This is a genomic window from Burkholderia sp. Bp9099 (genome assembly GCF_003857805.1).
In the GTDB taxonomy this organism is placed as follows: Bacteria; Pseudomonadota; Gammaproteobacteria; order Burkholderiales; family Burkholderiaceae; genus Burkholderia.
The window spans coordinates 155933-181995 of sequence record NZ_QTPU01000003.1 but is presented as its reverse complement, the minus strand read 5'-3'; the positions used below and the strand labels follow the sequence as shown (position 1 = coordinate 181995).

The following is a 26063-nucleotide window of genomic DNA, read 5'->3' as shown; positions in this document are numbered from 1 at the left end:
CGCGGCCGCGCGGTCAGGGTTTTTCGCGGCCCGGCGCTTCCGAGCGCGAAGTCCGGATCACGGTGCCGTCGGGGGAGAAATGCGCGTTGAACATCGCGTCGCCCGATACGCCGCCCTCGGCCCAGTGCCAGCTCCACACTTCCTCATGGCTCAACGCGTATTGCGCGACCTCGGTCGGCTTGCCGAGCAGTTGCCGTACGTCGTCCTTCGACATCCCCGGCACGACCTTCGCGATGTTCGCCGCCGTCAGCGCCTGCGTGATCGACACGAGCCGGCCGTCGGGCCCGAAATCGAGCATGTACGTGCGCGTGCCGTACGGGCCGCGCGGATATTCGAAGCGCTGCGAGCCGTCGTCGCCCTGCCGGACCATCTCGGGCTTGCCCGCCTGGCGCAGCACGTCCTCGGTCGTCGAGACGCCCGGCTGCAGATTGCCGAACGCCATCGGATCGGGCTTGATCGCATTCACCGCGTCAGCCACCTTCTGGTCGTCGCATCCGGCCGCCAGAACGCCGACCGCGCAAGCCGTCAGCACGGTCAGAAACTGTTTTCGCATGTCGTCCACACCTGTATTCATCGAGCCGATCCGGCGTCGCGCGCAGCGTAGCACGCGGCCCGTGCCGTCGATGTCAAGGAGCGTCAAATTCAGCGCGTGAGCGCTTTCCAATGGAACAGGAGCCTGGGCGAGGGTTGGCGGTAGCTCTTGTGTAGCGCCTTTGGCGCGTTTCCAATGCGTCCCGCGCGGCCGGTGTCATGGCCGCGCGGGCGCTCACCGGGCGGCGGTGCCCACGTCGATGCGCCGCGGCGTCACACCAGGAAAGTCTCCGCCAGCTTGACCCAGTACGACGCGCCGATCGGCAGCGCCGCGTCGTTGAAGTCGTAGCCGGGGTTGTGCACCATGCAGCCGCCCTCCCCGTCGCCGTTGCCGATGATCAGGTAGCAGCCCGGCCGCTTCTCGAGCAGGAACGCGAAATCCTCGCTGCCGGTGAGCGGCACCATCCCGTCGATCAGGTTCGCTTCGCCGACCCACCCGCGCGCGACGCCCCGTGCGAACGCGGTCATCTCCGCATCGTTGACGAGCACCGGATAGCGACGCTGGTAGTCGATCGTCGCGGTCGCGCCGAACACGGCCGCCTGCGCATGAACGACTTCCTTGATGCGTGTCTCGAGCAGGTCGCGCACCTCGGGCTTCAGCGCGCGAACGGACAGGCGCATCTGCGCACGGTCGGGAATCACGTTCGGCGCCTCGCCCGCGTGGATCGCACCGACCGTGACGATCGCCATGTCGAGCGGCGATACGTTGCGCGAGACGATCGTCTGCAGCGCGATGACGATCTGCGCGCACACGACGACCGGGTCGATCGCCTTGTGCGGCACCGCGCCGTGGCCGCCGCGCCCCTGCACGTCGATGGTCACGGTATCGGACGACGCCATGAACGGCCCCGGCAGGAAGCCGAACTTGCCCGTCGGGAAGCCCGGCATGTTGTGCATCGCGAAGATCGCGTCGCACGGGAACTGCTCGAACAGCCCGTCGTCGAGCATTTTCTTCGCGCCGCCGAGCCCTTCCTCGGCCGGCTGGAAAATCAGGTTCAGCGTGCCGGAAAAGCGGCGCTCGCGCGCCAGGTGCTTCGCGGCCGCGAGCAGCATCGCCGTGTGGCCGTCGTGACCGCACGCGTGCATCTTGCCGGGGATCGTGCTCTGGTACGGCAGGCCGGTCGACTCGTGGATCGGCAGCGCATCCATGTCGGCACGCAGGCCGAGGCGCTGCGTGCCATTGCCCACCTTCAGCTGCGCGACGACGCCCGTGCCGCCGAGCCCGCGCTGCACCGTGTAGCCCCACGCCTGCAACTGCCCGGCGACGAGATCGCTCGTCGCGAATTCCTCGAAGCCCAGTTCGGGGTGGGCATGAATGCGGTGCCGGATCTCGATCATTTCGTCGGCGAGGCCTGCGGGGATCACGCTGTGCGTCACGGTGTCGTCTCCTGGGTTCCGTGGGGAATGTGCAGGCAAGGATAGTCGGTTGAGCGGCAACCGGACAGACAGAAAGTCGTCGCGGCGACAACCTGGAGTTGCCAGTCTGCTCGCCGGCACACGACGAATCGCACGGCGGGAGGAAGCTGGCCATTCGGGTGACTGCCGGCCACGATCGGGATGCGCGACACTGCGAGTTCGTCTTGATTTCTCAGGTGGGAGTGCACGTTGAGTTCCGTTCGTCATTCCGGAATAATCTCGCCTTATCAAAGAGTTGAGCGTTCGTGTTCATTTTTTGACGGTTGTACATTTTTTGTGTACGCTGGCAGAAAAGTGAACAAGCGATCCATCCCGATGCCCGAGAACGCCACCCTGCCGATAGCGGAACAGCACGTGCTCGACGAAGCCTGCGCCGCGTTCGAACGCGCGACCCGGCACTTCCATGCGCGGCCCGTGCGCGTGCCGGCCGCCTATGAAGCGCATGCCGACGCGATGATCCGTTTCGCCATTGCCGGGCAGGCCTTCGAGATGCCGGCGGCGGTGAGCATCGGGGTCGAATCGGTGCAGGACGCACGCGCGGCGCTGCGCCGGCGCGGCGGCGCCCCGCTGCCCGGCGAGCGGCCGCTGATGCTGGTTGCGCCGTACGTATCGGTCGAGCTGGCTGCCCGCCTGACCGATCAAGGCATCCCGTTTCTCGATACGGCCGGCAATGCGTGCCTGATCCAGCCGGAAGCGACCGTGATGATCGCCGGCCGGCCGAAACCCGCCCGCACGCCGCGCCGGCAGGCATCGCGCGCGACGACGCCCAAGGGGCTGGCCGTGATGTTCGCGCTCGCGACGCAGCCGGGCCTCGTCGCGCAACCGTACCGGGCGATCGCTGCCGCGTCGGGCGTCGCGCTCGGCACGGTCAATCTCGCGATGGACGACCTGCTCGCGCGCGGCCTTGTCGCGCAGCGGCGCAACGGCGAACGGCTGATACCCGACTGGCCGCGCTTCATGCAGGAATGGGTCGCGCTGTATCCGAGCCGCCTGCGCGCGAAACTGCCGGCCCGGCGGTTTGCCGCGCTCGCGCCCGACTGGTGGCGCGGCTTCGATTTCGCGGCATTCGACGCGCGGCTGGGCGGCGAACCCGCGGCCGACTTGCTGACGCACGACCTGAAGCCGGCCGCGATCACCGTCTATACGCATGGCGCCGTGTCGAACCGCCTGCTGCTCCAGGCACGCCTGCGCCCGGACGAGCGTGGCGACGTCGAGCTGCTCGAAGCCTTCTGGCCGCCGTCGCCGGCGCTCGACTGGCGCGAGCAGGACGTGCCGCTCGTGCCGCCGCTGCTGATCTACGCGGATCTCGTCTCGTCCGGGGACAGCCGCAATCTCGCCGCCGCCGAACACATCCATGACCGATACCTCGCCCGCCCGCCCGCTTGAAGTCGACGCGCGCCGGCCGCTCGAGCCGGCGGCGGTCGCGCTGCTGCAGGCGGTCCGTGCGGCCTGCGCGCAGCTCGACGCGGCATTCGTCGTCGCCGGTGCGACCGCGCGCGACATCCTGATGTGGCATGTCCACGGCATCCGCCCGGTGCGTGCGACGCGGGACGTCGACGTCGCGGTGTGCGCGGTGAGCTGGCCGTTTCACGAACGGCTCGTCGATGCGCTCGTCGCGACCGGGCAATTCGCGCGTGCGCCGAAGCATCAGCAGAAACTGCTGTTCGACAGCGGGACGCAAGGCTTTCGCACGGAACTCGATCTCGTGCCGTTCGGGCCGCTCGAAACGCCGCCCGGCGAAATCGCTTGGCCGCCTGGCGGCGATTTCGTGTTGAACGTGCTGGGCTTTCAGGAGGCGATCGATACGGCGCTGGTCGTGTCGATCGCGGCCGACGTCGCGGTGCCGGTGGCGAGCCTGCCCGCCCTTGCGCTGTTGAAGTTGCTCGCGTGGAAGGACCGGCGCGCGCGCCAGAACAGCGACGCGTACGACCTGTTGTTCCTGCTCACGCATTTCCACGACGCAGGCAATCGCGAGCGCATCTGGGAGGTGGCGCCCGACCTGCTCGAGCAGCACGGTTTCCAGCCTGAGGTGGCGGCGGCTGCGCTGCTGGCGCGCGATGCGCAGCGGATTGCTTCGCCGCAGACGTACGATGCGATCCGCGCGCTGTTGTCCGACGAAGCAATCTACGCGACGCTCGGGCAGGATCTGCAGGCCCGCGCGTTCGCGCTGCTGCCGGGGGAATTCAGCGCGGACGCCGACCGGTATCTCGACGCGTTCCGCAGCGCCTTCCTCGCGGATCCGCCTGTTCCTCGCGCGTGACGTGCGACCGCGCGGGCGCCACGCCATCGCGCATTCACGACCTCAGGCCGAGGCCGCCCAGTCTTCGAGCGACAACCCCGCGACGCGGCCGAACTCGCGACGATTGTTCGTGACGAGCACGGCACCGGCCGCGATCGCGTGACCGGCGATCGACGCATCGTTTGCGCCGATCGGCGTGCCGCGCGCGGCGAGGTCGGCGCGAATCGCCGCCGTTGCATCGACCGCCGCGGTATCCCGCGACAGCACGCCGTCCAGCCGAGCGACAAAGGCCGTCACGAGTTCCGCATGCTTCGGCGATGCCTTTCTGCCGACCGCGCCGAACCGCATTTCCGCATAGGTAATCGCCGACACGACGATCCGGTGCTGCGCATTGACGCACGACTGCAGCCGGGACAACACCACGGACGGTCGCTCGCGCATGATCAACGAACAGATGTTCGTATCGAGCATGTAGAGCGTGGTCACCGGCCCGACTCCGTCGGTGCGGCGTCATCGGCGCCGGACAAGTCGAAACGGCCGGATTCGACGACAGCCTGGCGCTCGACGAGGAAGTCGGCATCGGCCAGCGGTTCACTCGCGAGCGACAGCCACGTCGGCCGCACCGGCCGCAGCAGCAACGTGTCGCCCTCGCGGCGGATCTCGAGTTCCGTCACCCCCTCGAATTCCATGTCCTTCGGGATGCGGATTGCCTGGTTACGGGCGTTCTTGAAAATGGAAACGGTGCGCATGAGCCACTCCAATGGAGTACGATGCACCCACTCTAGGCATATGCCGGCATATGTCAATATCGGGCGGCGCTGATGCGGGATCGCGCCTGATGCTGTCGTGGGTGTGCTTGCCATGTCGTCACGACCTGTCTGCGATGAGGGAGCGACCATTCTTCCTCATGCCGCCCACCCGATCCATATCCCGAACGGCCGATGCGCGCCCCCTGCAAGCCGCGCGAAACGTCCACGCTTGCGAATCGACGTATCGACGCCTCGCGTCCCCGTCCCCGTCCCCGTCACGGCAACCGGAAAGTGTCGAAGAATGTTTCGCGCTCCATCACGGTAAGCGCCGCGCGCTTGTGCGGGAAATCGAACTCCTTCAACGTATGGAACCCGAGCCGGTGCATGTACGCGATATGCCGCACGTGATCGACGCGCGGCTCGCCGACGAGCCGCTGCGTGCGCGGTTCGTCGACGAACATGTAGTGCAGCACCCCGCTCCACCATGCATGCAGCTTGCCCGCGCTCTGGAAGCGTGAGTCGCCAATCAGCAGGTGCAGCCCGCGATCGTAGTCGTGCGCGTCGTAGAACGGCGCGAGGCGGTCCTCCTTCGCCCAGTAGAACTCGAAATAGCCGAACGGCGTGTCGTCGAAATAGCCGATCATCGGATGCATGTGCGGATCGGCGAGCCGCTCCGCGAGATACGCGGCGTGCTCGTCGAGCGTGCCGCGCTGATCCCAGAAATGCGCGACGCGATCGAGGTTCATCCAGTCGCTGAACAGCTGCGCATGTGCAGCGATGTCGACGGTGCGCAGGCTGAACGTCATCCCGACCTGCGGCATGTAGCGCGCATAGATCTCGCCGGCCGGCGACGGCGGCCGCACCGGGTGCCGATGGCCGTTCGTGATCGTGTAGCGCAGCGGCATCCCGCCCGACGCGGGGGCCTTCAGCCACGGCCGCGGGTTCTGCCAGAACGTCGCGCGCGATGCGGTGACGCGCAGCCGGTCGCCCGCGATCCGCGCGCCGTCGATCACGCCTTCGCGAACCGCGCGCGCGACGTACGACGCGATGGCCGCCGGATCGGCGCCGCCGAGCGGCACCGACACCGTCGCCGCGTCGTGCCGCGTGTCCGTGTTGAACAGCGCGACGAATTCCGCGAGCAGTGCCGCCGGCGGATCGCCGGGCCGCCACGCGTCGAGCGTGCGCTCGACGGCGGGCGGCTCCTGCCCGTGCGCGGCGCCGTCGCGTGCCGCGGCCACGTGGCCTTCGACCGCGTCTACCGCGTTGGCCGGTTTCGTCAGCGTGTCTTCCATCACAGTGCTCCCGCGTCGTGGCGGTCGGCGAGGATGTGCAGCCCCCGCTCGAGCGCCGGAAACAGGCTGCGCTGGAAGTTGTTCCAGCGCAGTTCGAGAATCGTGTCGTCCGGCGCGATCGGCGTGTCGAGCACGTCGCAGATCACCTCGCCGGAATCGATGCCGTTGTCGACGTAGTGGAACGAGGCGCCCGTCATCGTCACCGGTTCGACGCGCGAGGTCGCGCCGCTCGCCCAGTCGACCCGTTCGCCGCGCGCGCCGTGCAGCGCGTCGAGCGTCGCCCACGCACCGCGCCGCTGGTACGGCGAAGCGTCGGCCGTAATGCCGGGGTGGATGTTCGCGATGCGGCGGTGAAAGCGCGCGCCGGGACGCACGAGCTCGTCGAGGATCACGAGCAGCCCGTCGAGCACGACCACGTCGGCGTCGAGTTCGAGCAGGCGTTCGAGCAGGCGGCGCTCGAACGCTTGCTTGCCCGTCACGCGCTCGCGTGCGTCGCGCGGCAGCCGGCGGTACGTCGATGCAATCGTGCAGAACAGTTCGTCGACCGGCCGGCCCTGCACCGTCAGCCCGTCGGGCAGGATCCACGGGCGGCCCGGCGTGCGCGCGAAGCCGTAGTCGGCGACCTTCGCGCGGTCGGCCGGCGAGCCTGCGTCGTCGTCGACGATCACGCCCTTGAGCGCATAGCGTTCGCCGAGCGGCGAGTCGTTCAGGCGCTCGACGAGGAATTCGAGCGGCGCCTTCATGTAGCGCGTGCCGCCCCGGTAGGCGACCGGCTGGCCGGCGCGATCGGCCGCGCCGTTGCGCAGCGACTGGATGTAGACGAGATTTTTCTTCGGCATGGAGGCGTCGTGGAAAAAACGGACGACGGCGCCGCGGCCCGCCCGCGCCGGCCCGAAGGCCGGCCGGCGCGCCGCGGCGCGCGGCGTCACCAGTTGTATTTCGCGGTGGCGAGCACCGTGCGGTCGGTCCCGAAAATGCAGACGCTCGTCGACTGGCAACCGCTGATGTAGTGGCGGTTGAACAGGTTCGTCCCGTTCACGGCGAAGCGCCAGTTGCGCGTGTCGTAGTGCACGCCCGCGTCGAACAGCGTGTAGCTCGCGACCGTCAGCGAGTTGTCGGCCGCACCGGCCGACGCGCTCTGGTAACGCACGCCGCCGCCCAGGCCGAAGCCCGTGAGCGGCCCCGTGTGCCACGTCCAGTCGGCCCACAGCGACGCCATCTGGCGCGGTCGCGGAATGTCGACCGGCCAGTTGTTCAGCGATGCGTCGTTCGCCTTCACGTTCTTCACGTCCTGGTAGACGTAGGACGCGATCAGCGACAGGTTGCGCGTGAGCTTGCCGGTCGCGTTCAGCTCGATCCCGCGCGAGCGCACTTCGCCCGTCTGGACCGACGTCGTGCCGGACGGATCGAGATTGAGCGGCGTCGACGTGAGCACGTTGGTCTGGTTGATCTGGTAGATCGCCGCGCTCAGCATCAGGTTCTTGCCGGGCGGCTGCCAGCGCAGGCCGGCCTCGATCTGCTTGCCGCGGGTCGGCTGCGGCAGGCCGCCGCCGTACAGGTTCACGCCGATCAGCGGGTTGAACGACGTCGCGTAGCTGACGTACGGCGACAGCCCGTAGTCGCCCTGGTAGGTGAGGCCCACGCGGCCGGTGAACGCACTGATGTCGGCCTTCGACTGCGTGCCGCCCTCGCGGTCGTCCATCCGCTGGTTGACCCAGTCCTCGCGGCCGCCGAGCGTCAGCGTCCAGCGGTTCCACTTGACCTGGTCCTGCACGTACAGCCCGAACGTGTTCATCGTCGTGTACGTGTTGGTGCGGTACGTGGTATTCGGCGGCGAGAACACGGACAGCGTGACGGGCGTGTAGACCGGGTTGTAGATGTTCAGCGTCGGCGCGGCGGCCAGCCATTCGCTGTCGGTCGCGGTCTGCCGGTTGTACTGGAAGCCGAGCAGCAGCGTGTGCTCCAGCGGCCCCGTGCCGAAGCGGCCCTGCAGGTTGTTGTCGATGTCGAAGCGGCTGTAGTTCGTCTGGAACACGCCGGCCCAGCGGTTGATGTCGGTCAGGCTGCCGTCCGCGAAGCCCGCGCCGAACACCGAGCCGTTGTCGAGCGACAGGTGCATCCAGCGCACGTTCTGGCGGAACGTCCACATCGAATTCAGATTCCGCTCGAACTGGTAGCCGAGCGACCACTGCTTCTTGCGGTAGTAGTTGAAATCCGGGTCGCCGCCGTAGACGTCCTTGCTGAGCTGCCCGTTCGGGTTCGGCAACACCGTGCCTTGCGCCGGCAGGAAGTTCGACGAGATGTCGCCCCAGTCCTGCAGGTAGGTGGCGGACAGCGTCAGCGACGTATCCGCGTCCGGGCGCCAGCGGAACGACGGCGCGAGCGCGACGCGCTGGTCGTTGTTCGGGCCGGTCAGCGCGTTGCCGTCGCGCGCGACGCCGACGAACCGGTACGCATACTTGCCGTCCGCATCGAGCTTGTCGCCGACGTCGATCATGAACTGCTTGCGCGCATAGTTGCCGAACTGCACGCCGGCTTCGCGCACGCGCTCGCCGTCGGCCGTCTTGGTCTGCACGTCGATGATCGCGCCCGGGTCGCCGGCGCCGTACAGCACCGACGTCGGCCCGCGCAGCACGGTGATGCTGTCGATCATGTACGGATCGACGCGCCAGCTCGACAGGTTCAGCGTGTTCGGCACCTGCAGGCCGTTCACGTACGCGGTCGGCGTGAAGCCGCGCAGCGCCGCGTACCAGTCGGAACGGTTGTCCGAGCCGTACGACGAGAAACCCGGCACGTAGCGCAGCGCCGCGTTCACGTCGGTCGCGCCGGTCATCTCGATCTGCTGCGCGGTGACGATGTTGATCGTCTGCGGGATTTCGTTGATCGACGTATCGGTCTTGGTGCCGGTCCGGCTGCGCTTCGCGACGAGCCCGACCGTGCCGTCGCCTTGCGAGCCCGCGTTGACGTTGATCGCCGGCAGCGTGCCGGACGTCGAGCCATTCTGCGCGCCGGTCGACGTGCTTGCCGCCGCACTGGCCGCCGCACCGTTCTGCGCACCGCCGGCCGACACCGCGGCACCTGCGTTCACGGCCGGCGCCGTCTGGGCGTATGCATGCCCTGCCGCCATCCCGAACGCCACGCTCGCCGCGGCTGCGATCGCACGCACACGCGTGCCTGTTGCCCACTCCATCTTTCTCTGCTCCACTTTCTTGATGCGGTCTCCGACCGCGCCTTTGTCAAAGAGCGAAAGCCATGCGGCCCGCGCTCGCCCCGTTTTGGTGTCGTTGTTCATGCAGCGCCCGGACCGCCCCGTCGTCATGGCCGGGCGCGATCCCTTCCTCGAGCGACGCGCAGATCTCGTCCGCGCGGCGCGCGAGGACCGACAGCAGCGTGTCGGACAGGCCGTGGCTGTCTTCGCAGCAGCCTTGCAGGTAGATGCGCGGCGCGAAGTGCTCGGGCGTCGCGAGCAGGTAGTCGCGCGTGACGTCGCCGCGCGTGAGCGCATCGCCAAGGTGCGGCGCGAGTCCTTCGAGCAGCGCCGAATGCGTGTCGCGCCGGTAGCCGGTCGCCAGCACCAGCGCGTCGAAGCGTTCGACGTGCGTCGCGCCGCTCATCCGGTCGCGCAGCGTCAGCTCGATGCGGCCGTCGGCGGTGCGCACCGCGGCCTCGATCGCGCTGTTCGCGCGCAGCGCGTGACGCGGCGTGCCGTCGATGCGCTGCAGGTACAGCATTTCGTAGATCTGCTCGATCAGCGGCCGGTCGACCACCGCGTAGTTGGTGTCGCGATAGCGCTCGAGCAGCGCGCGGCGCGCATCGTGCGGCTGCGCGTAGACGACGTCGGTGAACGCCGGGCTGAAGATCTCGTTGACGAACGGGCTGTCGTCGGCCGGTTTCAGTGCGCCCGCGCGCATCACGAGGCTCGCGTCGACGTGCGGGAAGCGGCGCGCGAGGTCGATGAACACCTCGGCCGCGCTCTGCCCCGCGCCGATCACCGCGACGCGGCGGCGCTCGCCGTCCGGCGACGCGACCAGCCGGTCGATGTCGGTCAGGTAGGACGACGAATGGATCACGCGGTCGCGGCCGAGCGCGGCGAACGCGTCCGGCACCGCCGGCGTGCCGCCGACGCCGACCGACAGCGCACGCGTCACGCGCTGGCGTTCGTGGCCGGCCGAATCGCGCGACAGCACGCGCAGCGCATCGACGCGCGCGCCGTCGCCGCGCACGGGCTCGATCGCCGTGACGGTTTCGCTGTAGTGGACGTGTTCGTCGAACGCGCCGGCGACCCAGCTCAGGTAGTCGTGGAATTCGACGCGGGTCGGATAGAAGTTCTTCAGGTTGACGAATTCGTTCAGCCGGCCGCGTTCGAACAGATAGTTGATGAACGTGTAGCGGCTCTTCGGATCGCGCATCGTGACGAGATCCTTCAGAAACGAGATCTGCATCCGGCAGTCGTCGAGCAGCATGCCGCGGTGCCAGCCGAATTCCGGCTGGCGTTCGACGAAGCAATGCGCGAACGGACGCGTGCCGTGGCGTTCCGCGAGGCGCACGGCCAGCGCCAGGTTCGACGGCCCGAAGCCGACGCCGATCAGGTCGAATACGGTTTCTCTCTGCATGTCTCTCAGCTCCCTTGTCGGTGAAACCGGCCCGTCAGACGTGACGGCCGGAGAAGAAGGTCTCGCGCAGCGTGCGCATCCACAGCGGCTGTCCGTCGGCGAGCGCCAGGCGGCGCTGCCGCGCGAAGCCATGCCGCGCGAGGGTATCGACGACCCGCGCGCGGCCGGCCGGGACCGCGCAGCCGACCGCTTCGGTGCGCGGGTCGTCGAGAGCGCGGTGGTTGTAGGCGACGAGGCGCAGCGCGCCGTCGTCGCCGAGTTGCGCACGCAGCAACTGCGCGCCGATGCCGTCGCCCTGTGCGACGCGGATCTCCGTGCCGTCGCGCACCGCGAACAGGCCGCCCGCGAACGCGAGGCGGTACGTATCGAGCAGCGTGAATCCGTCCGGGCGCACTTCAGCCAGCATCGCGCACCTCCAGTCGCGTGTGCGCCGCTTCGTCGAGATGCGTGCCGAGCGCCGCGAGCGTCGGCGACGTGAACACGTCGGCGACCGTCAGCGCGTGCCCGGCGCGGCTCGCCGCATCGACGAAACGCACGACGTCGAACGACGTCGCGCCGGCCTCGAACAGATCGGCATCGGGCGCGGGCGCGGCCGTCGCGAACGTGTCCGACCACAGCGCGGCGAGCTCGGCAGCCGTGTTCGGCGCGCGCGATGACGCCGCCGCATGGGTCGCGTTGCCGACCGGTGCGACCGCTGCCGGCGCGGCGAACAGCGCATCGGGCACGCCGAGTGGCGCTTGCGCCGCACCGGCGAAACGCGCGACTTCGTCGTGGTAAAGATCGACGAGCGCGTCGACGAAGCGGCCGTCGAGCAGTTCGTCCGCATAGGAGAACGCGGCGCTCACGCGGCCGTCCGGATGCTCGACGACGTCCAGCTCCAGCGTGAACACGACGCGATGACGCACGTCGTCGAAGCCGGCGAGCGACAGGCCGGCCCAGTCGCGTGCGGCCGCGCCGGTCGGGCGCAGGTAGTTGAACATCACCTGGAACAGCGGATTGGCCCGCGCGGCACGCGGCGCGCGCAGCGCCGCGACGACGTCGGCGAACGGCACGTCCGCATGCGCATAGGCGGCAAGCGCCGTATCGCGCACCTGGGCGAGCACCTCGAAACGGCTAGCCGCCGCGTCGATCCGCGTGCGCACGACCACGGCATTGATGAAGAGACCGAGCGCATCGCGCGCGGCATCGCCCGTCAGCTCGCGCGTCGATGCCAGCACGCCGACCGGCTGGTCGGCCGCGCCGGTCACGCGGAACAGCGCTGTATTCAGCGCCGCATGCAGCAGCATCGGCAACGTCGCGTGCGACGCCGACGCGGCATCGCGCGCGGCACGGATCAGCGACGCGTCGAACTCGAACGCGATGCGCGCCGCACGCCATTGCGGCACGGCCGGCGCGTCGGCGCGCTGCGGAAGCATGGGCGGCGGCAGGTCGGCCAGCGCGTCGCGCCAGTACGCGACACGGGCCGGCTGGCACGACGCGGGCAGCACGAGCGGCGTGTTTTCTGGCGTCGTTGTCGTCGTCGAAGAGGCCCGGGCCGCTTCGCCGCGCACGAGCGCGACATAGCGCGCGCGCACCGCGTCGAGCCACAGCTCGATCGATTCGCCGTCCGACACGATGTGATGGATCGTCACCGACAGCACGTGATCGTCCGCGCCGAGCCGCAGCACGCGGGCGCGCCACAGCGGCGCGTCGGCCGCGAGATCGAACGGCGCGAGCGCATCGGCGCCGGTCAGCGCCGCCGCGCGCGCGAGCGCGTCGGGCTGCGCGGACAAGTCGACGACCGGCAGCGCGACGCTCGCCGCGGCGTCGATCCGCTGGCCCGGCAGCATGCCGTCGCGCGCGACGAGCCGCGTGCGCAGCGCCGGGTGCGCGGCCGCGACCGTTGAAAACGCCGCGCGCAGCGCATCGACGTCGAGCGGGCCGCGCACGCGCAGCGCGACCGGAATGTTGTATGCGGCGCTGTCCGGCTGCGCGCGCCACAGGAACCACAGGCCGAGTTGCGCGGGCGACAGCGGCCACACGCCGTGCGCATCGGGCTTCGCCATCGCGACGCCCGGCACGGCGGCGCCGGCGTGCGCGGCGCGCGGCGCGTCGGTCACCTGGTGCGCGTATTGCGCGAGCACCGGCGCTTCGAACAGCGCGCGCACCGGCACGTCGCGGCCGAGCCGCTCGGCGACGCGGGTCGCGACGCGCACCGCCGCCAGCGAATGGCCGCCGAGTTCGAAGAAGTGATCGCCGCGGCCGACGCGCTCGGCGTTCAGCACGTCGCGCCAGATCGCCGCGAGCACGGTTTCATCGCCGTCGTGCGGCGCCTCGTAGGCACGTTCGACGCGCACCGGCGCCGGCAGCCGCGCCCGATCGACCTTGCTGTTCGCGTTGCGCGGCAACGCGTCGAGCACGATCAGCTGCGCGGGCACCATGTAGTCGGGCAGCGTGCGGCGCAGATGCGCGTCGAGCGTCGCGGCCTCCACCGGTTGCGCGGCCGCCTGCGCGTCGGCGGTCAGTTCGACGTACGCGACGAGCTGCGCCTGCGCGCCCTGCCCGTGCACGACCGCGCACGCTTCGCGCACCGCATCGTGCGCGGCCAGCTGCGCCTCGATCTCGCCGAGTTCGATGCGCAGCCCGCGCAGCTTCACCTGGTGATCGACGCGGCCGATGAAGTCGAATACGCCGTCCGCGCGCCGCCGCACGAGGTCGCCCGTGCGATACAAGCGTGCGCCCGGCGAGCCGTACGGGTCGGGCACGAAGCGCTCGGCCGTCAGCGCGGGACGGTCGAGATAGCCGCGCGCGACGCCGATCCCCTCGCCGCCGAGGTACAGCTCGCCGATCACGCCGACCGGCAGCGGATGCAGCCGCGCGTCGAGCACGTGCGCGGTGCGCGCGCCGACCAGCGTGCCGATCGGCAGGTACGCGGCGTCGCCGAGCGTCGCGAGATCGTCGCCGGGACGGAACATCCACAGCGTCGGCGTGATCACGGTCTCGGTCGGCCCGTAGCCATTGACCACGCGCACGTTCGGCATCGCGCGGCGCAACATCGCGAAGGCTTCGCGCGACGTCGCCTCGCCGCCGACGGTCAGCGAGCGAAGCGTCGGCGGCGCGCCGTGCGCGAGCGCCCATTCGGCGAGTTGCGCGGCGCAGCCGGGCGGCACGTAGGTCATCGTCACGCCGTCGCGAATCATCATCGCGCAGGTCTGCGCGGGCGGCCACAGCACGTCGGCCGTCACCGACACGGCGGCACCCGACAGGTACTGCGAAAACCAGCCTTCGTGCGCGCCGTCGAAGTTGACCGACTGGAACAGCAGGAACACGTCGTGCTCGCCCGCGCCGTAGCGCTCGGCGATCGCCGCGCAATGCCGCGCGAACGCCGCGTGATCGACGATCACGCCCTTCGGCTTGCCGGTCGAGCCGGACGTGTAGATCGCGTACGCCGCATGGCCGGGCAGCACGTCCGGCAGCGCGACGTCCGCGGCTTCGTCGAGCGCGTCGACTTCGTCCGCGCGCCAGACGCGCAGCGCCGGCAGTTCGGGCAGCGAGGCGGCGCTCGCGGCGTCGGTCAGCACGTGCGCGATGCCCGCGTCGCCGACGATCTGCGCGAGCCGTTCGCGCGGATGCGCCGGATCGAGCGGCACGAACGCGGCGCCCGACTTCAGTACCGCCATCAGCGCGACCAGCAGGTCGACCGAACGCTGCAGCGCGACGCCGACGCGCATTTCCGGCCGCACCCCGGCGGCGACGAGGTTGCGCGCGATGCGGGCCGCGCGCGCGTCGACCTCGCCGCGCGTCAGTGCGCGATCGATGTCGGCGACACCGCGTGCGTCGGGCCGTGCGTGCGCGTGTGCGGCGATGCGTGCGTGCACCGGCACGAACGGTTCGGCATCGGCCGCGCCTGCCGGCGCATTCCACGCGAAGAGTTGCGCTTGCTCGTCGGCCGGCAGCCAGTCGAGATCGCCGATCGGCATGTCGGGGCGCGCGAGCGCATCGCCGAGCAGCGTGACGAAGCGCGCGGCCAGCCGCGCGATCGCGTCGCCGTCGAACAGGTCGAGCGCGTAGATGAATGCGGCGTCGAACGTGCCGTCGGGCGTCGCCTCGACGGCAAGCGTCAGGTCGAATTTCGCGGAAGGCGTGCCGGACGGCAGCAAGGATGCCGACGCCGCGCCCAGCGCCGGCGGCGCGCGGCGCTCGCCGTACGCGGCCATCACCTGGAACAGCGGATGGTGGCTGGCGCTGCGCGGCACGCCGAGCGCGTCGACGACCTGCTCGAACGGCACGTCCTGGTGCATCTGCGCATCGACGAGCGCGCGCTGCGTGCGTGCGACCAGCGACGCGAAATCGCCGTGCGCGGGCACGTCGACATCGATCGCGAGCGTGTTGACGAAAAAGCCGATCAGGCCGGCCGTTTCCGCGCGCTCGCGGTTCGCGGCCGGCACGCCGACGCAGATCCGCGCATCGCCGGTCGCGCGCGCGAGCAGCGCGTCGAGCGCCGCGAGCAGCGCCGCGAACGGCGTCGCGCCCGACGCGGCCGCGAACGCGCGCAGCCGCGCGCCGGTGTGTGCGTCGAGGGAAAACACGTGACGCGCACCGCGTGCGCTGCGGCGCGCGGGCCGTGCGGCCGCGCCGGGCAGCGTCAGCACGCCGCGTTGCGGGTCGAGGCGCTCGCGCCAGAACGCCAGCTGGCGATCGCGCTCGCCGGCATCGAGCCAGCGGCGTTGCCACAGCGCATAGTCCGCATACTGGATCGGCAGCGGCGCGAGCGGCACCGGCGCGCCCGACGCATACGCGCGATAGAACGCCGCGAGTTCGAACAGCATCACGTTCGACGACCAGCCGTCCGACACGATGTGGTGAACGGTCAGCGCGAGCCAGTGATGCGTCGCGTCGAGACGGATCAGGTGTGCGCGCATGAGCGGCGCCGCGCCGAGATCGAACGCGGCGGCTTCGTCGGCCGTCGCGATGCTTTCGGCGCGTGCCATGCGCTGCGCGTCGGGCAGCGCTTCGAGACCGGTCTCGCGCCACGGGCAGCGCAGCGGCGGATGGATCGTCTGCGCGACGCCGTCCTCCGCTTCGTCGAAGGTGGTGCGCAGCGCTTCATGGCGCGCGATCAGCGCATCGCACGCGAGCCGCAGCGCGTGCGCGTCGAGCGGACCCGTCAGCGCGAGCCGCTCGGTGATGTGATACGCGTCCGGCGCGTCGATCAGCCGCGCGTGCAGCCACAGCCGCGTCTGCGCGAACGATGCCGGCACACGGTCGCCGCGCGGCGTACGCGGCGGGATCGGCAGCATGCGAAAGTCGATGCCGGCCGCGCCGAGCTTGTCGATAAACACCGCGCGCTGCGCGTCGGGCAATTGCGCGAAACGCGTCGCGAGTGCGAGCCAGTCGGGTTGCATCCTCGTCATCCGTCGTCCTTATTGGGTTTCCAGTTCGCCGAGCAGCGCGTCGATCGCGCTCGCCGCGTCGGTCGCACCGCGTGCCGCGCAGGCCGCATCGATCGCGTCCGCGCAGCGTGCGAGCGTGCGGGTGTCGAACAGCGTGCGCAGCGGCAGCGCGAGGCCCCAGTGCAGGTTCGCCTGCGCATGGGCTTGCGTCGCGAGCAGCGAGTGGCCGCCGAGCAGGAAGAAATCGTCGTCGCGGCCGATCGCGTCGACGTGCAGCACGCGTTGCCAGATCGCCGCGAGCGCGCGCTCCGTGTCGGTCGCGAGTTCGCTGGCCGCGGCCGCCTCGCGCACCGGTGCGGGCAACGCATGGCGGTCGCACTTGCCGTTCGGCGTGACCGGCAGCGCGTCGAGTTCGATCAGCTGCGACGGCACCATGTAGGCCGGCAGCTGCGCGCGCAGCGAATCGAGCATGGCCGCACGGTCGAGCGGCCCCGCGTCGCCGCGTGCGACATAGCCGATCAGCTGATCGTCGCGCACGATCACGACCGCGTCGTGCACGCCCGGCGCCGTGCGCAGCAGCGCCTCGATTTCACCCGGCTCGATCCGCTGGCCGCGCAGCTTCACCTGCGTGTCGACGCGGCCGAGGTAGTCGAGCGCGCCGTCGGCGCGACGCCGTGCGAGGTCGCCGGTGCGATACATGCGCGCGCCCGGCACGAACGGATCGGGCACGAAACGCTCGGCGGTCAGCCCCGGGCGGCCGAGATAGCCGCGCGCGAGCCCCGCGCCGGCCAGATACAGTTCGCCGGTCGCGCCGGCCGGCACCGGCTGCCAGGCCGCGTCGAGCACGTGCAGCTGCAGGTTCGCGATCGGATGGCCGATCGGCACCGCGAATGCGTTGGCGTCGTCGGGGCCGCAGGTCCAGTGCGACACGTCGATCGCGGCTTCCGTCGGCCCGTACAGGTTCACGAGCGTCGCGTCCGGCACGAGCCGCGCGACCTTCGCGACGAGTTCCGGCGCGAGCGCCTCGCCGCTCGCGACGATCAGGCGCACGCTGTCGCATTGCGCGGCGGCCTGGAAATCGTCGAGATACGCGACGAATGCGGCCAGCATCGACGGCACGAAGTGCAGCACCGTCACGCCGTGCGCATGGATCGCGGCCGCGAGGCGGGCCGGATCGCGGTGGTCGCCGGGCGCGGCGATCGCAAGCTTCGCGCCGGTCGCGAGCGGCCACACGAATTCCCACACCGACACGTCGAAACCGAACGGCGTCTTGTGCAGCACGACGTCGTCGCGCGTGAGTCGGTACGCGTGCTGCATCCACGCGATCCGGTTCGCGAGCGCGCCGTGCGAGTTGCCGGCGCCCTTCGGCTTGCCGGTCGAGCCGGACGTGTAGATCAGGTATGCGAGCTGGGCGGCGTCGATGTCGGTCGCGATCTCGGCGGCATCGCCCGCTTCGCCGTACTCGCCGCCATCGTTCGCTTCATCGGCGAGCAGATCGGCGACCGTCAGCAACTGCGTCGTCGCGTCGTCGCCGAGCGCAGCCTCGACTCGCGCGCTCAGATGGGCTTGCGTGATCGCGACCGCGGGCCGCGCGTCGCGCAGCAGGTACGCGATGCGCTCGGCCGGATAGTCGGGGTCGACCGGCAGGTACGCGGCGCCGGCCTTCAGCACGCCGACGAGCGCCGTCACCATGTCGAACGAACGCTCGACGCACAGCGCGACCGGCGTGTCGGGCTGCACGCCGCGCCGGCGCAAGGCGGCGGCGACGCGCGTCGTGTTCCGGTCGAGTTCGCGATAGGTCGCGCGTTGCACGTGGCCCTGGGCATCCGCGTATTCGAGTGCGATCGCATCGGGCGTGGCGCGTGCGGCGTCCGCGAATTGAAGATGCAGCGGTTGCCGTTGCGCGTCCGGCCAGCTCCGTGCGGTGTCCTGCGCGCGGGCCAGCGCGTCGCGCGTCGCGTCGTCGGCGATCGACAGCGTGCCGAGCAGCGCGTCGGGCGTGCGGGCCAGCGCATCGAGCGCGCACGCGAACGCGCGGTGCCAGGTCTCGACCTGGTGCGCATCGACGCGCGCGGTGTCGTAGCCGTAGTCGATCGTCAGCTCGGCGCCGCTTTCGATCACGAGCGTCAGCGCGAAATCGGTCGACTCGATGCTGCGCACGCCGCTCAGCGCGAGCGCACGCGGATCGGCATCGCGCGCCGTGTCGTCGACCGGGTAGTTCTCGAACACGACCAGCGTGTCGAACAGTGCGCCGCCGGCGCCGCGCGCCCAGCGCTGGATGTCGGCGAGCGGCGTATGCGCATGCTCGGCGGCCGCCGCGTTCTCGCGCTGCAATCCTTGCAGCCAGTCGGCCGCGCGTTGTTGCGGCGCGGGCGCCGTGATCACCGGCAGCGTGTTGATGAAAAGGCCGAGCACCGTATCGACGTCCGCGAGCGCTTCGGGACGGCCCGCGACGGTCGCGCCGAACGCGACGGCCGGCTGATGCGTCATGCGCTGCAGCGCGAGCGCCCACGCGCCCTGCACCAGCGTGTTCACGGTCAGCTTCAGCGCGCGCGCCGTGTGCGCGATACGCGTCGTCGCGGCCGCGTCGATCGTCGCGCGCCACGTGACCATCTCGGCGTCCGCGCGGTCGGCCACACGCTCGGCGATCAGCGTCGGCGCGTCGAGGCGCGCGAGCCGCCCGGTCCAGAAACGCTCATCGGCGTTGCGGTCGCGCGTGCCGAGCCACGCGATGAAGTCGCGATAGCGCAGCGCCGGGCGGCTCGCGAACGGCGACACCGCATCGGGGTCGCGATAGTCGCGCAGCACGTCCGCGAGCAGGCGCGCGGTGCTCCAGCCGTCGAGCAGCACGTGGTGGCGCGTCCACACGACGCGCCACGCGTCGTCCGTTACGCGGATCAGCGTGAGCCGCATCAGCGGCGGCTCGCGCCAGTCGAAGCCGCGTGCGCGATCGGCCGCGAGCCACGCGTCGAAGTCGGCGTCGAGCGTGTCGCCGCGCGCACGCCAGTCGAGTTGCTCGACCGGCATCCGCGCATGGCGATGCACGCATTGCAGCGGTGCGGCCTCGTCGGGCATCACGCTGGTGCGCAGGATGTCGTGACGTGCGACCGATGCGGCGAACGCGGCCGCGAGCCGGTCGGCATCGAGCGCCGTCGCGGTCGCGACGAGCTGGTTCACGTAGCTCGCATGACCGGGCGCGAACAGCGCATGGAACAGGATCCCCTGCTGCATCGGCGACAGCGGATACACGTCGTCGATCGTGCGCCAGTCGAGCGGCGCGCGCTCGATCGCGGCCTGCGTGAGGCCGGCAGCCTGCGCGAGCGGGAAGTCGCCCGGCGTCGCTCCGCCGCCGCGATGCGCGACACGCGATGCGCATGCGTCGGCGAGTTCGCGCAGTGCGGCCGCAAAGCGTTCCGCGAGCGCATCGATCGTCGCGCGCTCGAACTGCGGCGCGCCGTATACCCAGTGAACCTTCAGCGTGCGTGCGCCGTCGCGGTCGGTATCGAGGTACGCATGGATCGCGAGCGTGTTGCCGAGCGGCCCTTGCGGGTCGCGCTCGATGCCGGTGCCGCCGAAGCGCGGCACGAGCGTCGCGTCGCGCGGTGCGTCGAACTGGCCGAGATAGTTGAACGTGACGCGCGGACGCGGCACGGCGGCCAGCGCCGCACGCGTCGCCGCGTCGCCGTAATGCGCGAGCACGCCGAAGCCGAGCCCCTTGTGCGGCACCGCGCGTAGCGTGTCCTTGACCGCGCACAGCGTGTCGCGCGCGGTGGCTTCGACCGGCAGCGTGACCGGATAGTGGCTCGTCAGCCAGCCGATCGTGCGGCTCGCGTCCGCATCGTCGAACAGCGCCTCGCGGCCATGCCCTTCGAGTTCGACGCGGCACGACGCGGCGCCGTCGGCACCGGCCAGCGCCAGCGCGAGCGCCGCGCCCAGCAGTTCGATCGTCTGCGTGCGATACGCGGCGTGCGCGTCGGTCAGCGCGGCGCGGGTCAATGCCGCGTCGATGGTCTGCACGACGACCGCCGCGTCGGCGTTCGTCGCCGGTGCGTCGGGATGATCGGGCACGAGGTCGTCGCCCTGTGCCATGCCGGCCCAGTAAGCCGCTTCAGCGGCGAACGGCGATGCCGGCTCCGTCGCGGCACGCGCGAGGCGCGCGGCCCACGCATCCGCGCGCAGGCCCGGCTGCGAGAGGCGAACGGGCGTGCGCTCGCATGCGGCGCGATACGCGGCGTCGAGGTCGTCGAGCAGGATGCGCCACGACACGCCGTCGACGATCGCGTGGTGAATCGCCAGATACAGCCGCGCCGCGCCGTCCGGCAGACGCGCCGCGCATGCGCACGCGAGCGGCCCGCGGCCGAGGTCGAGGCGACGCTGCAACGCGTCGAAGCGCGCCAGTGCGTCGGCTTCGTCGCGCGCGGCGACTTCGACGAACGGCAGCGCGTCGTAGGGTTTCGGCGCATCGCTCGCGCGCCACTTGCCGTCCGCGCCACGCGCGAAGCGCTGGCGGAATGCGTCGTGATGGGTGAGCAACGCGTCGAATGCACGCGCGAATGCGTCGGCGTCGAACGGACCGCGCACGTCGAACGCGACGGACTGGTTCCAGTGGCCCGGATGCGGCACGTCGAGCGCGAAGAAGCGCTGCTGTGCAGGCGTCAGGACCGCTGCGGAAGCGGTTGCGGACCGAGCCGGCGCGGTCGATGTCGTTGCGGCGGCAACGTCCTCGATCTTCGCGATGCGCGCGAGTTCGGCGACCGTCGGGCCGTCGAACAGCTGCTTCGGCGTGAAGCGCACGCCGCGCTTGCGGGCGCGTGCGATCACCTGCAGCACGAGGATCGAATCGCCGCCGAGCTCGAAGAAATTGTCGTCGCGGCCGACGTGCGGCGCCTTCAGCACCGCTTGCCAGACTTCGGCGAGCGCCGTTTCGACCGGCCCCTGCGGCGCATCGCCGGCGGCCACCGCCACCGGCGATGTGGCCAGTTCGCGCAGCGCCGCGCGATCGAGCTTGCCGTTCGCGGTCACCGGCAGGCGTGCGAGCACGACGAACTGCGCGGGCACCATGTAGTCGGGCAACGCCGCGCCGAGCGCCGCGCGCACGGCCGCTTCGTCGAATGCCGCGCCGTCGCGCATCACGACGAACGTGGCGAGCCGCAGGCGGGCGTCGTGCTCGATCGCGAGCGTCTCGGCCTGCGCGATCGGGCCGGCCGCGCGTACCGCCGTGCTCACCTCGCCCGGCTCGACGCGATAGCCGCGAATCTTCACCTGGTCGTCGATGCGGCCGAGGAACGCGAGACGGCCGTCCGCGCGCAGGCGTACGCGATCGCCGGTTCGATACAGGCGCGCACCGGCCGCGAACGGATCGGGCACGAAGCGCTCGGCGGTCTGCGCGGGCCGGTTCAGGTAGCCGCGCGCCACGCCCGGCCCGCCCAGATACAGTTCGCCCGCCGCGCCGGCCGGCACGCACGCGCCGAACGCGTCGAGCACGAGCGCGCGCGCATTCGGCAGCGGGCCGCCGAGCGGCACGCCGCTCGCGGGATCGCGCGCATCGGCGGCGATCGACGCGGTGTCGCACGCGATCGCGCCGACGGTCGCCTCGGTCGGCCCGTAATGGTTGATCACGCGGCAGGCCGGCGCGAGCGCGGCGATTCGCGCGACGAGCGCCCACGTCAGCGTTTCGCCGCCGGTCACGAGCGCATGGCGCGGCAGCACGTCGGCCGGCACGCGCGCGTCGAGCAGCGCCTGCAGGTGGCTCGGCACGATCTTCAGCACGCCGACGTCGCGGCGGCGCATCTCGTCGGCGAACAGGTCCGGATCGAACGCGCACGCGGCCGGCAGCAGGTGCAGCGTGCGGCCCGCGCACAGCGCGCCGAACAACGTCGTGTGGCCGAGGTCGGCGGCGACGGTCGACACCATCGCGAACGACGCGTCCGGTGCGAACGCGAGTTCGTCGAGCATCCCCTGCACGTAGTCGGCCAGTGCGCCGTGCGACACGACGACGCCCTTCGGCGTGCCGGTCGAACCCGACGTATAGATCAGGTACGCGCCCTGTTCCGGATGCGGCGCGACGCGGATGCCGGCCGCATGCGCGAGCGTCGCGTCCTGCGCGAGCGTGTCGACGTCGAGCGGCTGTGCGGCGCTGCCGGCCGGCCACGCGGCCCCGTCCGGCTGCTGCGCGACGAGCGCCCAGCGCGCGCCGCAATCGGCGGCCGCGGCCACGAGGCGCGCGGCCGGCTGGGCCGGGTCGAGCAGCACGGCCAGCGCGCCGGCCTTCAGTGCGCCGAGCAGGCCGACGACGAAGCGGGCCGAGCGCTCGATGCAGACGATGGCCGGTGCTTCGGCCGTCGCGCCGCGCAGTTTCAGCGCATGTGCGATACGGTTCGATGCATCGTCGAGTTCGGCGAACGTCAGCGACGCCGACGCATCGGCGAGTGCGACGCGATGCGGATACGCGGCGGCCTGCCGCGCGAAAGCGGCGACGATGTCGGCGTGTTCGATCCGCAACGCACGGCCGTCGCGCGGCTGGCGCGATGCCGGCGACGCATCGCACGGCAGCGCGGTCGTCGCGCGGTGCGGTTCATGTGCGGCGGAGGCGACGAGCGCCGCATAGCTGTCGAGCCATGCGCGCGCGGTGTCGGCAGCGATGCAGTCGGTCGCATAGGCGGCGACCAGTTCGATCCCGTGCGCGTCGTCGGTGAAATCAAGCGCGAAGTCGAAGCGCGCGGCGAGATCGGGCCCCGGCGTCGCAACGGCGGTCGCGCCCGGCAGCACGCTGTCGTGCCGCGCATCGAACTGCTGCGCGAATTTCACGCGCAGCCATTCGTCGCCGCGCCGGACGGGCGGTTTCACCGCATCGACGACGCGCTCGAACGGCACGTCCTGGTGCGCGACCGCGTCGAGTGCCGCCGTGCGCGCCGCGTCGACCAGCGCGCGGAACGGCAGCGTCGGCGCCACCCGCACGCGCAGCGCGACCGTGTTCAGGAACAGGCCGAGCAGCGCGCGGGTTTCCGGCCGCTGCCGATGCGCGACCGGCACCGCGACGACCACGTCGGTCTCGCCGGTCAGGCGCGACAGCCATGCGTCGAGCGCGGCCAGCAGTACCGTGAAGACCGTGGCCTGCGCGTCGCGCGCGAGACGCCGGACGTCCGCCGCAACCGTGTCGGGCAGGCGAACCGACACGCGTGCGCCCTGCAGCGTGCGCGTCGCACCCGGCTTCCGATCGACCGGCAGCGCGAGCGGGCCCGGCACGTCGCGCAAGGCGTCGCGCCAGTAATCGAGCTGACGCTCGCCTTCGCCGCCGGCGAGCATGTCGCGCTGCCAGTCCGCATAGTCGGCGTACTGGATCGGCAGTGGCGGCAACGCCGGTTCGCGCCCTTCCGCATACGCACGGTACGCGGCCGACAATTCGTCGAATGCGCAGCGCGAGCTCCAGCCGTCGGTGATCGCGTGGTGCGCGGTCAGCAGCAGCCGGTGGCGATCGTCGGCGAGCACGACGAGCGTCGCGCGCAGCAGCGGCCCGTTCGACAGATCGAACGGTGCGCCCGCGTCGCGCTCGGCGATACGCGCGGCTTGCGCGTCGCGAGCGGCCGGCGGCTGGTCGCGCAAGTCGAGCGTCGCGATCGTAACCGGCAGACGGGCATGGATGCGCTGCATCACGATGCCGTCGTCGTTGTCGACGAGCGTCGTGCGCCACGCGTCGTGCCGCCCGATCACGTGATCGAGCGCACGCTGCAGCGCAGCGCGATCGAGCGCGCCGTCGATCGTCCAGTGCGCGGCGATGTGATACGCGGCGCTCGCGTCACGCGTTTGCGCGAGCACCCAGAAGCGTTGCTGTGCGAGCGATGCGGCACGATCGACATGCGGGGCACCCGATGCGGCGGCTTCGGCCGGTGCACGGCGTGCGGCAATCGCGGCCAGCGGCGCGCCCGTTTCGCGCTCCGCGCGATCGACGCGCGCGGCCAGCTCGGCCAGTGCCGGATCGGCGAACAGCGTGTCGAGCCGCAGGTTCACGCGCAACGCGGCGCGGATCGCGGCCTGCAGTTGCATCGCGGCGAGCGAATCGGCGCCCAGCGCAAAGAAGCGGTCGTCGCGCGACGGCGTCGCGTCGAGGCCGAGCAGCGTCTGCCAGAAGCCGGCGATCTGCGCTTCGGTCGGCGTGCACGGCGCGGCGCCGGCGGGAGCTTCGGCGTCGCGCGCGGCGGCGCTGCGCTCGCGCAGCGCGGCACGGTCGAGCTTGCAGTTCAGCGTGTACGGCAGCGCAGCGCAGCGCACGAAGCGGTGCGGCTGCCACGCGGCAGGCAATTGCGCGCCCACGTGCGCCTTCAGCTCCGCATCGTCGGCGGCCGCGCGCAGCGCGACGCACGCGATCAGCCGCGTCGGCCCGTTGCCGGTTTCGGCGATCACGGCCGCGTCGGCCACTGCCGGATGCGTGCGCAGGCACGCGGCGATTTCCGCGGGCTCCACACGCACGCCGCGCACCTGGACCTGATCGTCGAGGCGGCCGAGATAATCGAACGCACCGTCGGCGCGCAGGCGTGCAAGATCGCCGGTGCGATAGACGCGGGCACCGGGCTCGCCGTGCGCATCGGGAATGAAGCGTTCGGCCGTCAGCGCCGGGCGGCCGTGATAGCCGCGCGCGAGACACACGCCGCCGAGCAGCAGCTCGCCGCCCTCGCCCGCTTCATTCGGCTCGCCGGCCGCGTCGCCGTCGATGCGCGCGACACGCGGGCCGATCGCGCGACCGATCGGCAGCGACGCATACGCATCGTCCGCTGCCAGCGCGGGCATTTCACCCGGCTCGACCGGCCACAGCATCGGCGAGATCACGGCCTCGGTCGGCCCGTAGCCGTTGATCAGGCGTACCGACGGGAACGTGCGGCGCACGAATTCGAATGCCTGTTGCGGCAGCGCTTCGCCGCCGAACGCGAGCACGCGCAAGGCCGGCGGCACGCCGTCGCGCGCGGCGACGGCGGCGAATTCGCGCAGGTAGGCCGGCGGAAATGCGGCAACGCTGACCGCTTCGCGCACCATCAGCGCATGCGCGGCGTCCGGCGCGAACGGTTGCGGCGGCGCGATCGTCACGCTCGCGCCAACCGCGAGCGGCGCGAGCCAGCACTCGTGCGCGGCATCGAAATTGACCGACGCGAAATGCAGCAGGCGGTCGCCGCCCGCGATCGGCAGCGCGGCCGCGAGCGCATCGCAATGCGCGGCGAGCGGCCCGTGCTCGACGATCACCGCCTTCGGCGTGCCGGTCGAGCCCGACGTATAGATCATGTAGGCGGCCGAGCGCGGATGTACCGGCGCGTCTTCGTCGTCGACGCAGGCAGCGGCCTCCGCGGAGCTTGCGTCGAACGCGTGATCGAACGACGCGCCGAGCGCCGCGCGGCCGGCCGCATCGACGACGCCGTGCCGCAGTTGCGCATCGCGGACGATCCAGTCGAGGCGCGCGGCCGGATGACGCGGATCGAGCGGCACGAATACGCCGCCCGCCTTCAGCACGGCGAGCAGCGCGACGAACAGCTCGCACGAGCGCTCGACACAGACGCCCACCCGCACTTCCGCGCCGACACCGGCCGCGCGCAGTTGGCGGGCAAGGTGCGACGCACGCGCGTCGAGCGCGCCGCGCGACAGGCGCAGGTCGTTCTGGAAAGGCGCGGCGAGCGCGGGCGCGTCGGGCGCGCTGCGCGCCAGTTCGCGGATTCGGTGATGCAACGCAGTCGGGAAACTCGTCATGTGCGTGAAGTCCTTCGGTCCGGCCGCTTCGGCCAAGTCTCGGGGCCGCATGGGGCGGCTTC

13 protein-coding genes are annotated in these 26063 nt (G+C 71.1%); 2 read left to right on the top strand and 11 right to left on the bottom strand.

The genetic code is table 11. The features are described 5' to 3' along the window. Positions 1-13: 13 nt before the first annotated feature. On the bottom strand, positions 14-553 hold the full coding sequence (gene bamE, locus DIE17_RS04425; RefSeq protein WP_124521791.1) for an outer membrane protein assembly factor BamE: 540 nt from the start codon (positions 551-553) through the stop codon (positions 14-16). Between the two features lie 251 nt (positions 554-804). Then, entirely contained in the window at positions 805-1968 is a 1164-nt protein-coding gene (locus DIE17_RS04420) for a M20 aminoacylase family protein (RefSeq protein WP_124485510.1), read from the bottom strand. 354 nt (positions 1969-2322) lie between these two features. Between DIE17_RS04420 and DIE17_RS04415 the strand changes: the two genes are divergently transcribed. Together DIE17_RS04415 and DIE17_RS04410 are read left to right on the top strand one after the other, a co-directional pair. Then, the gene (locus tag DIE17_RS04415) at positions 2323-3393 is read left to right on the top strand and encodes a type IV toxin-antitoxin system AbiEi family antitoxin (RefSeq protein ID WP_124485718.1); all 1071 of its coding nucleotides are present in this window, start codon (positions 2323-2325) and stop codon (positions 3391-3393) included. Further along, positions 3362-4267 carry a nucleotidyl transferase AbiEii/AbiGii toxin family protein gene (locus DIE17_RS04410; protein ID WP_124521792.1) on the top strand — a complete coding sequence of 302 codons (906 nt, stop codon included), beginning with the start codon at positions 3362-3364 and terminating at the stop codon, positions 4265-4267. Before DIE17_RS04415 ends, DIE17_RS04410 begins: the two co-directional genes overlap by 32 nt. 42 nt (positions 4268-4309) lie before the next feature. Here DIE17_RS04410 and DIE17_RS04405 read toward each other — a convergent pair whose 3' ends face one another. The 9 genes from DIE17_RS04405 to DIE17_RS04365 form a co-directional block, all read right to left on the bottom strand. After that, the gene (locus DIE17_RS04405) at positions 4310-4732 is read right to left on the bottom strand and encodes a PIN domain-containing protein (protein ID WP_124521794.1); all 423 of its coding nucleotides are present in this window, start codon (positions 4730-4732) and stop codon (positions 4310-4312) included. Then, complete coding sequence (vapB, locus tag DIE17_RS04400; RefSeq protein WP_124521795.1) at positions 4729-4995, bottom strand: type II toxin-antitoxin system VapB family antitoxin; 267 nt, start codon at positions 4993-4995, stop codon at positions 4729-4731. Before vapB ends, DIE17_RS04405 begins: the two co-directional genes overlap by 4 nt. Before the next feature lie 275 nt (positions 4996-5270). Further along, positions 5271-6287, bottom strand: a complete 1017-nt coding sequence (locus tag DIE17_RS04395) for a GNAT family N-acetyltransferase (RefSeq protein ID WP_124485515.1) — start codon at positions 6285-6287, stop codon at positions 5271-5273. After that, positions 6287-7126: a formyltransferase family protein gene (locus tag DIE17_RS04390; protein ID WP_124485516.1), complete on the bottom strand. Its 840-nt coding sequence runs from the start codon at positions 7124-7126 to the stop codon at positions 6287-6289. Before DIE17_RS04390 ends, DIE17_RS04395 begins: the two co-directional genes overlap by 1 nt. Before the next feature lie 86 nt (positions 7127-7212). After that, on the bottom strand, positions 7213-9477 hold the full coding sequence (locus tag DIE17_RS04385; RefSeq protein ID WP_124485517.1) for a TonB-dependent siderophore receptor: 2265 nt from the start codon (positions 9475-9477) through the stop codon (positions 7213-7215). 46 nt (positions 9478-9523) lie between these two features. Then, positions 9524-10900: a lysine N(6)-hydroxylase/L-ornithine N(5)-oxygenase family protein gene (locus DIE17_RS04380; RefSeq protein ID WP_124521798.1), complete on the bottom strand. Its 1377-nt coding sequence runs from the start codon at positions 10898-10900 to the stop codon at positions 9524-9526. 34 nt (positions 10901-10934) lie between these two features. After that, positions 10935-11306, bottom strand: coding sequence for a hypothetical protein (locus DIE17_RS04375; protein WP_124551293.1), 372 nt, complete (start codon positions 11304-11306; stop codon positions 10935-10937). Then, positions 11296-16293 (bottom strand): non-ribosomal peptide synthetase, encoded by a 4998-nt coding sequence (locus DIE17_RS04370; protein ID WP_124522182.1) that lies wholly within the window; start codon positions 16291-16293, stop codon positions 11296-11298. Before DIE17_RS04370 ends, DIE17_RS04375 begins: the two co-directional genes overlap by 11 nt. A 9-nt stretch (positions 16294-16302) precedes the next feature. Continuing rightward, on the bottom strand, positions 16303-26001 hold the full coding sequence (locus DIE17_RS04365) for a non-ribosomal peptide synthetase (RefSeq protein ID WP_124920753.1): 9699 nt from the start codon (positions 25999-26001) through the stop codon (positions 16303-16305). Between the last annotated feature and the right edge of the window lie 62 nt (positions 26002-26063).

Excerpts from the sequence above, each read along its gene's own strand:
- bamE (WP_124521791.1), bottom strand. The coding sequence starts at position 553 with ATGCGAAAACAGTTTCTGACCGTGCTGACGGCTTGCGCGGTCGGCGTT.
- DIE17_RS04415 (WP_124485718.1), top strand. The coding sequence starts at position 2,323 with ATGCCCGAGAACGCCACCCTGCCGATAGCGGAACAGCACGTGCTCGAC.
- DIE17_RS04410 (WP_124521792.1), top strand. The coding sequence starts at position 3,362 with ATGACCGATACCTCGCCCGCCCGCCCGCTTGAAGTCGACGCGCGCCGG.
- vapB (WP_124521795.1), bottom strand. The coding sequence starts at position 4,995 with ATGCGCACCGTTTCCATTTTCAAGAACGCCCGTAACCAGGCAATCCGC.
- DIE17_RS04395 (WP_124485515.1), bottom strand. The coding sequence starts at position 6,287 with ATGGAAGACACGCTGACGAAACCGGCCAACGCGGTAGACGCGGTCGAA.
- DIE17_RS04390 (WP_124485516.1), bottom strand. The coding sequence starts at position 7,126 with ATGCCGAAGAAAAATCTCGTCTACATCCAGTCGCTGCGCAACGGCGCG.
- DIE17_RS04385 (WP_124485517.1), bottom strand. The coding sequence starts at position 9,477 with ATGGAGTGGGCAACAGGCACGCGTGTGCGTGCGATCGCAGCCGCGGCG.
- DIE17_RS04380 (WP_124521798.1), bottom strand. The coding sequence starts at position 10,900 with ATGCAGAGAGAAACCGTATTCGACCTGATCGGCGTCGGCTTCGGGCCG.
- DIE17_RS04375 (WP_124551293.1), bottom strand. The coding sequence starts at position 11,306 with ATGCTGGCTGAAGTGCGCCCGGACGGATTCACGCTGCTCGATACGTAC.
- DIE17_RS04370 (WP_124522182.1), bottom strand. The coding sequence starts at position 16,293 with ATGACGAGGATGCAACCCGACTGGCTCGCACTCGCGACGCGTTTCGCG.
- DIE17_RS04365 (WP_124920753.1), bottom strand. The coding sequence starts at position 26,001 with ATGACGAGTTTCCCGACTGCGTTGCATCACCGAATCCGCGAACTGGCG.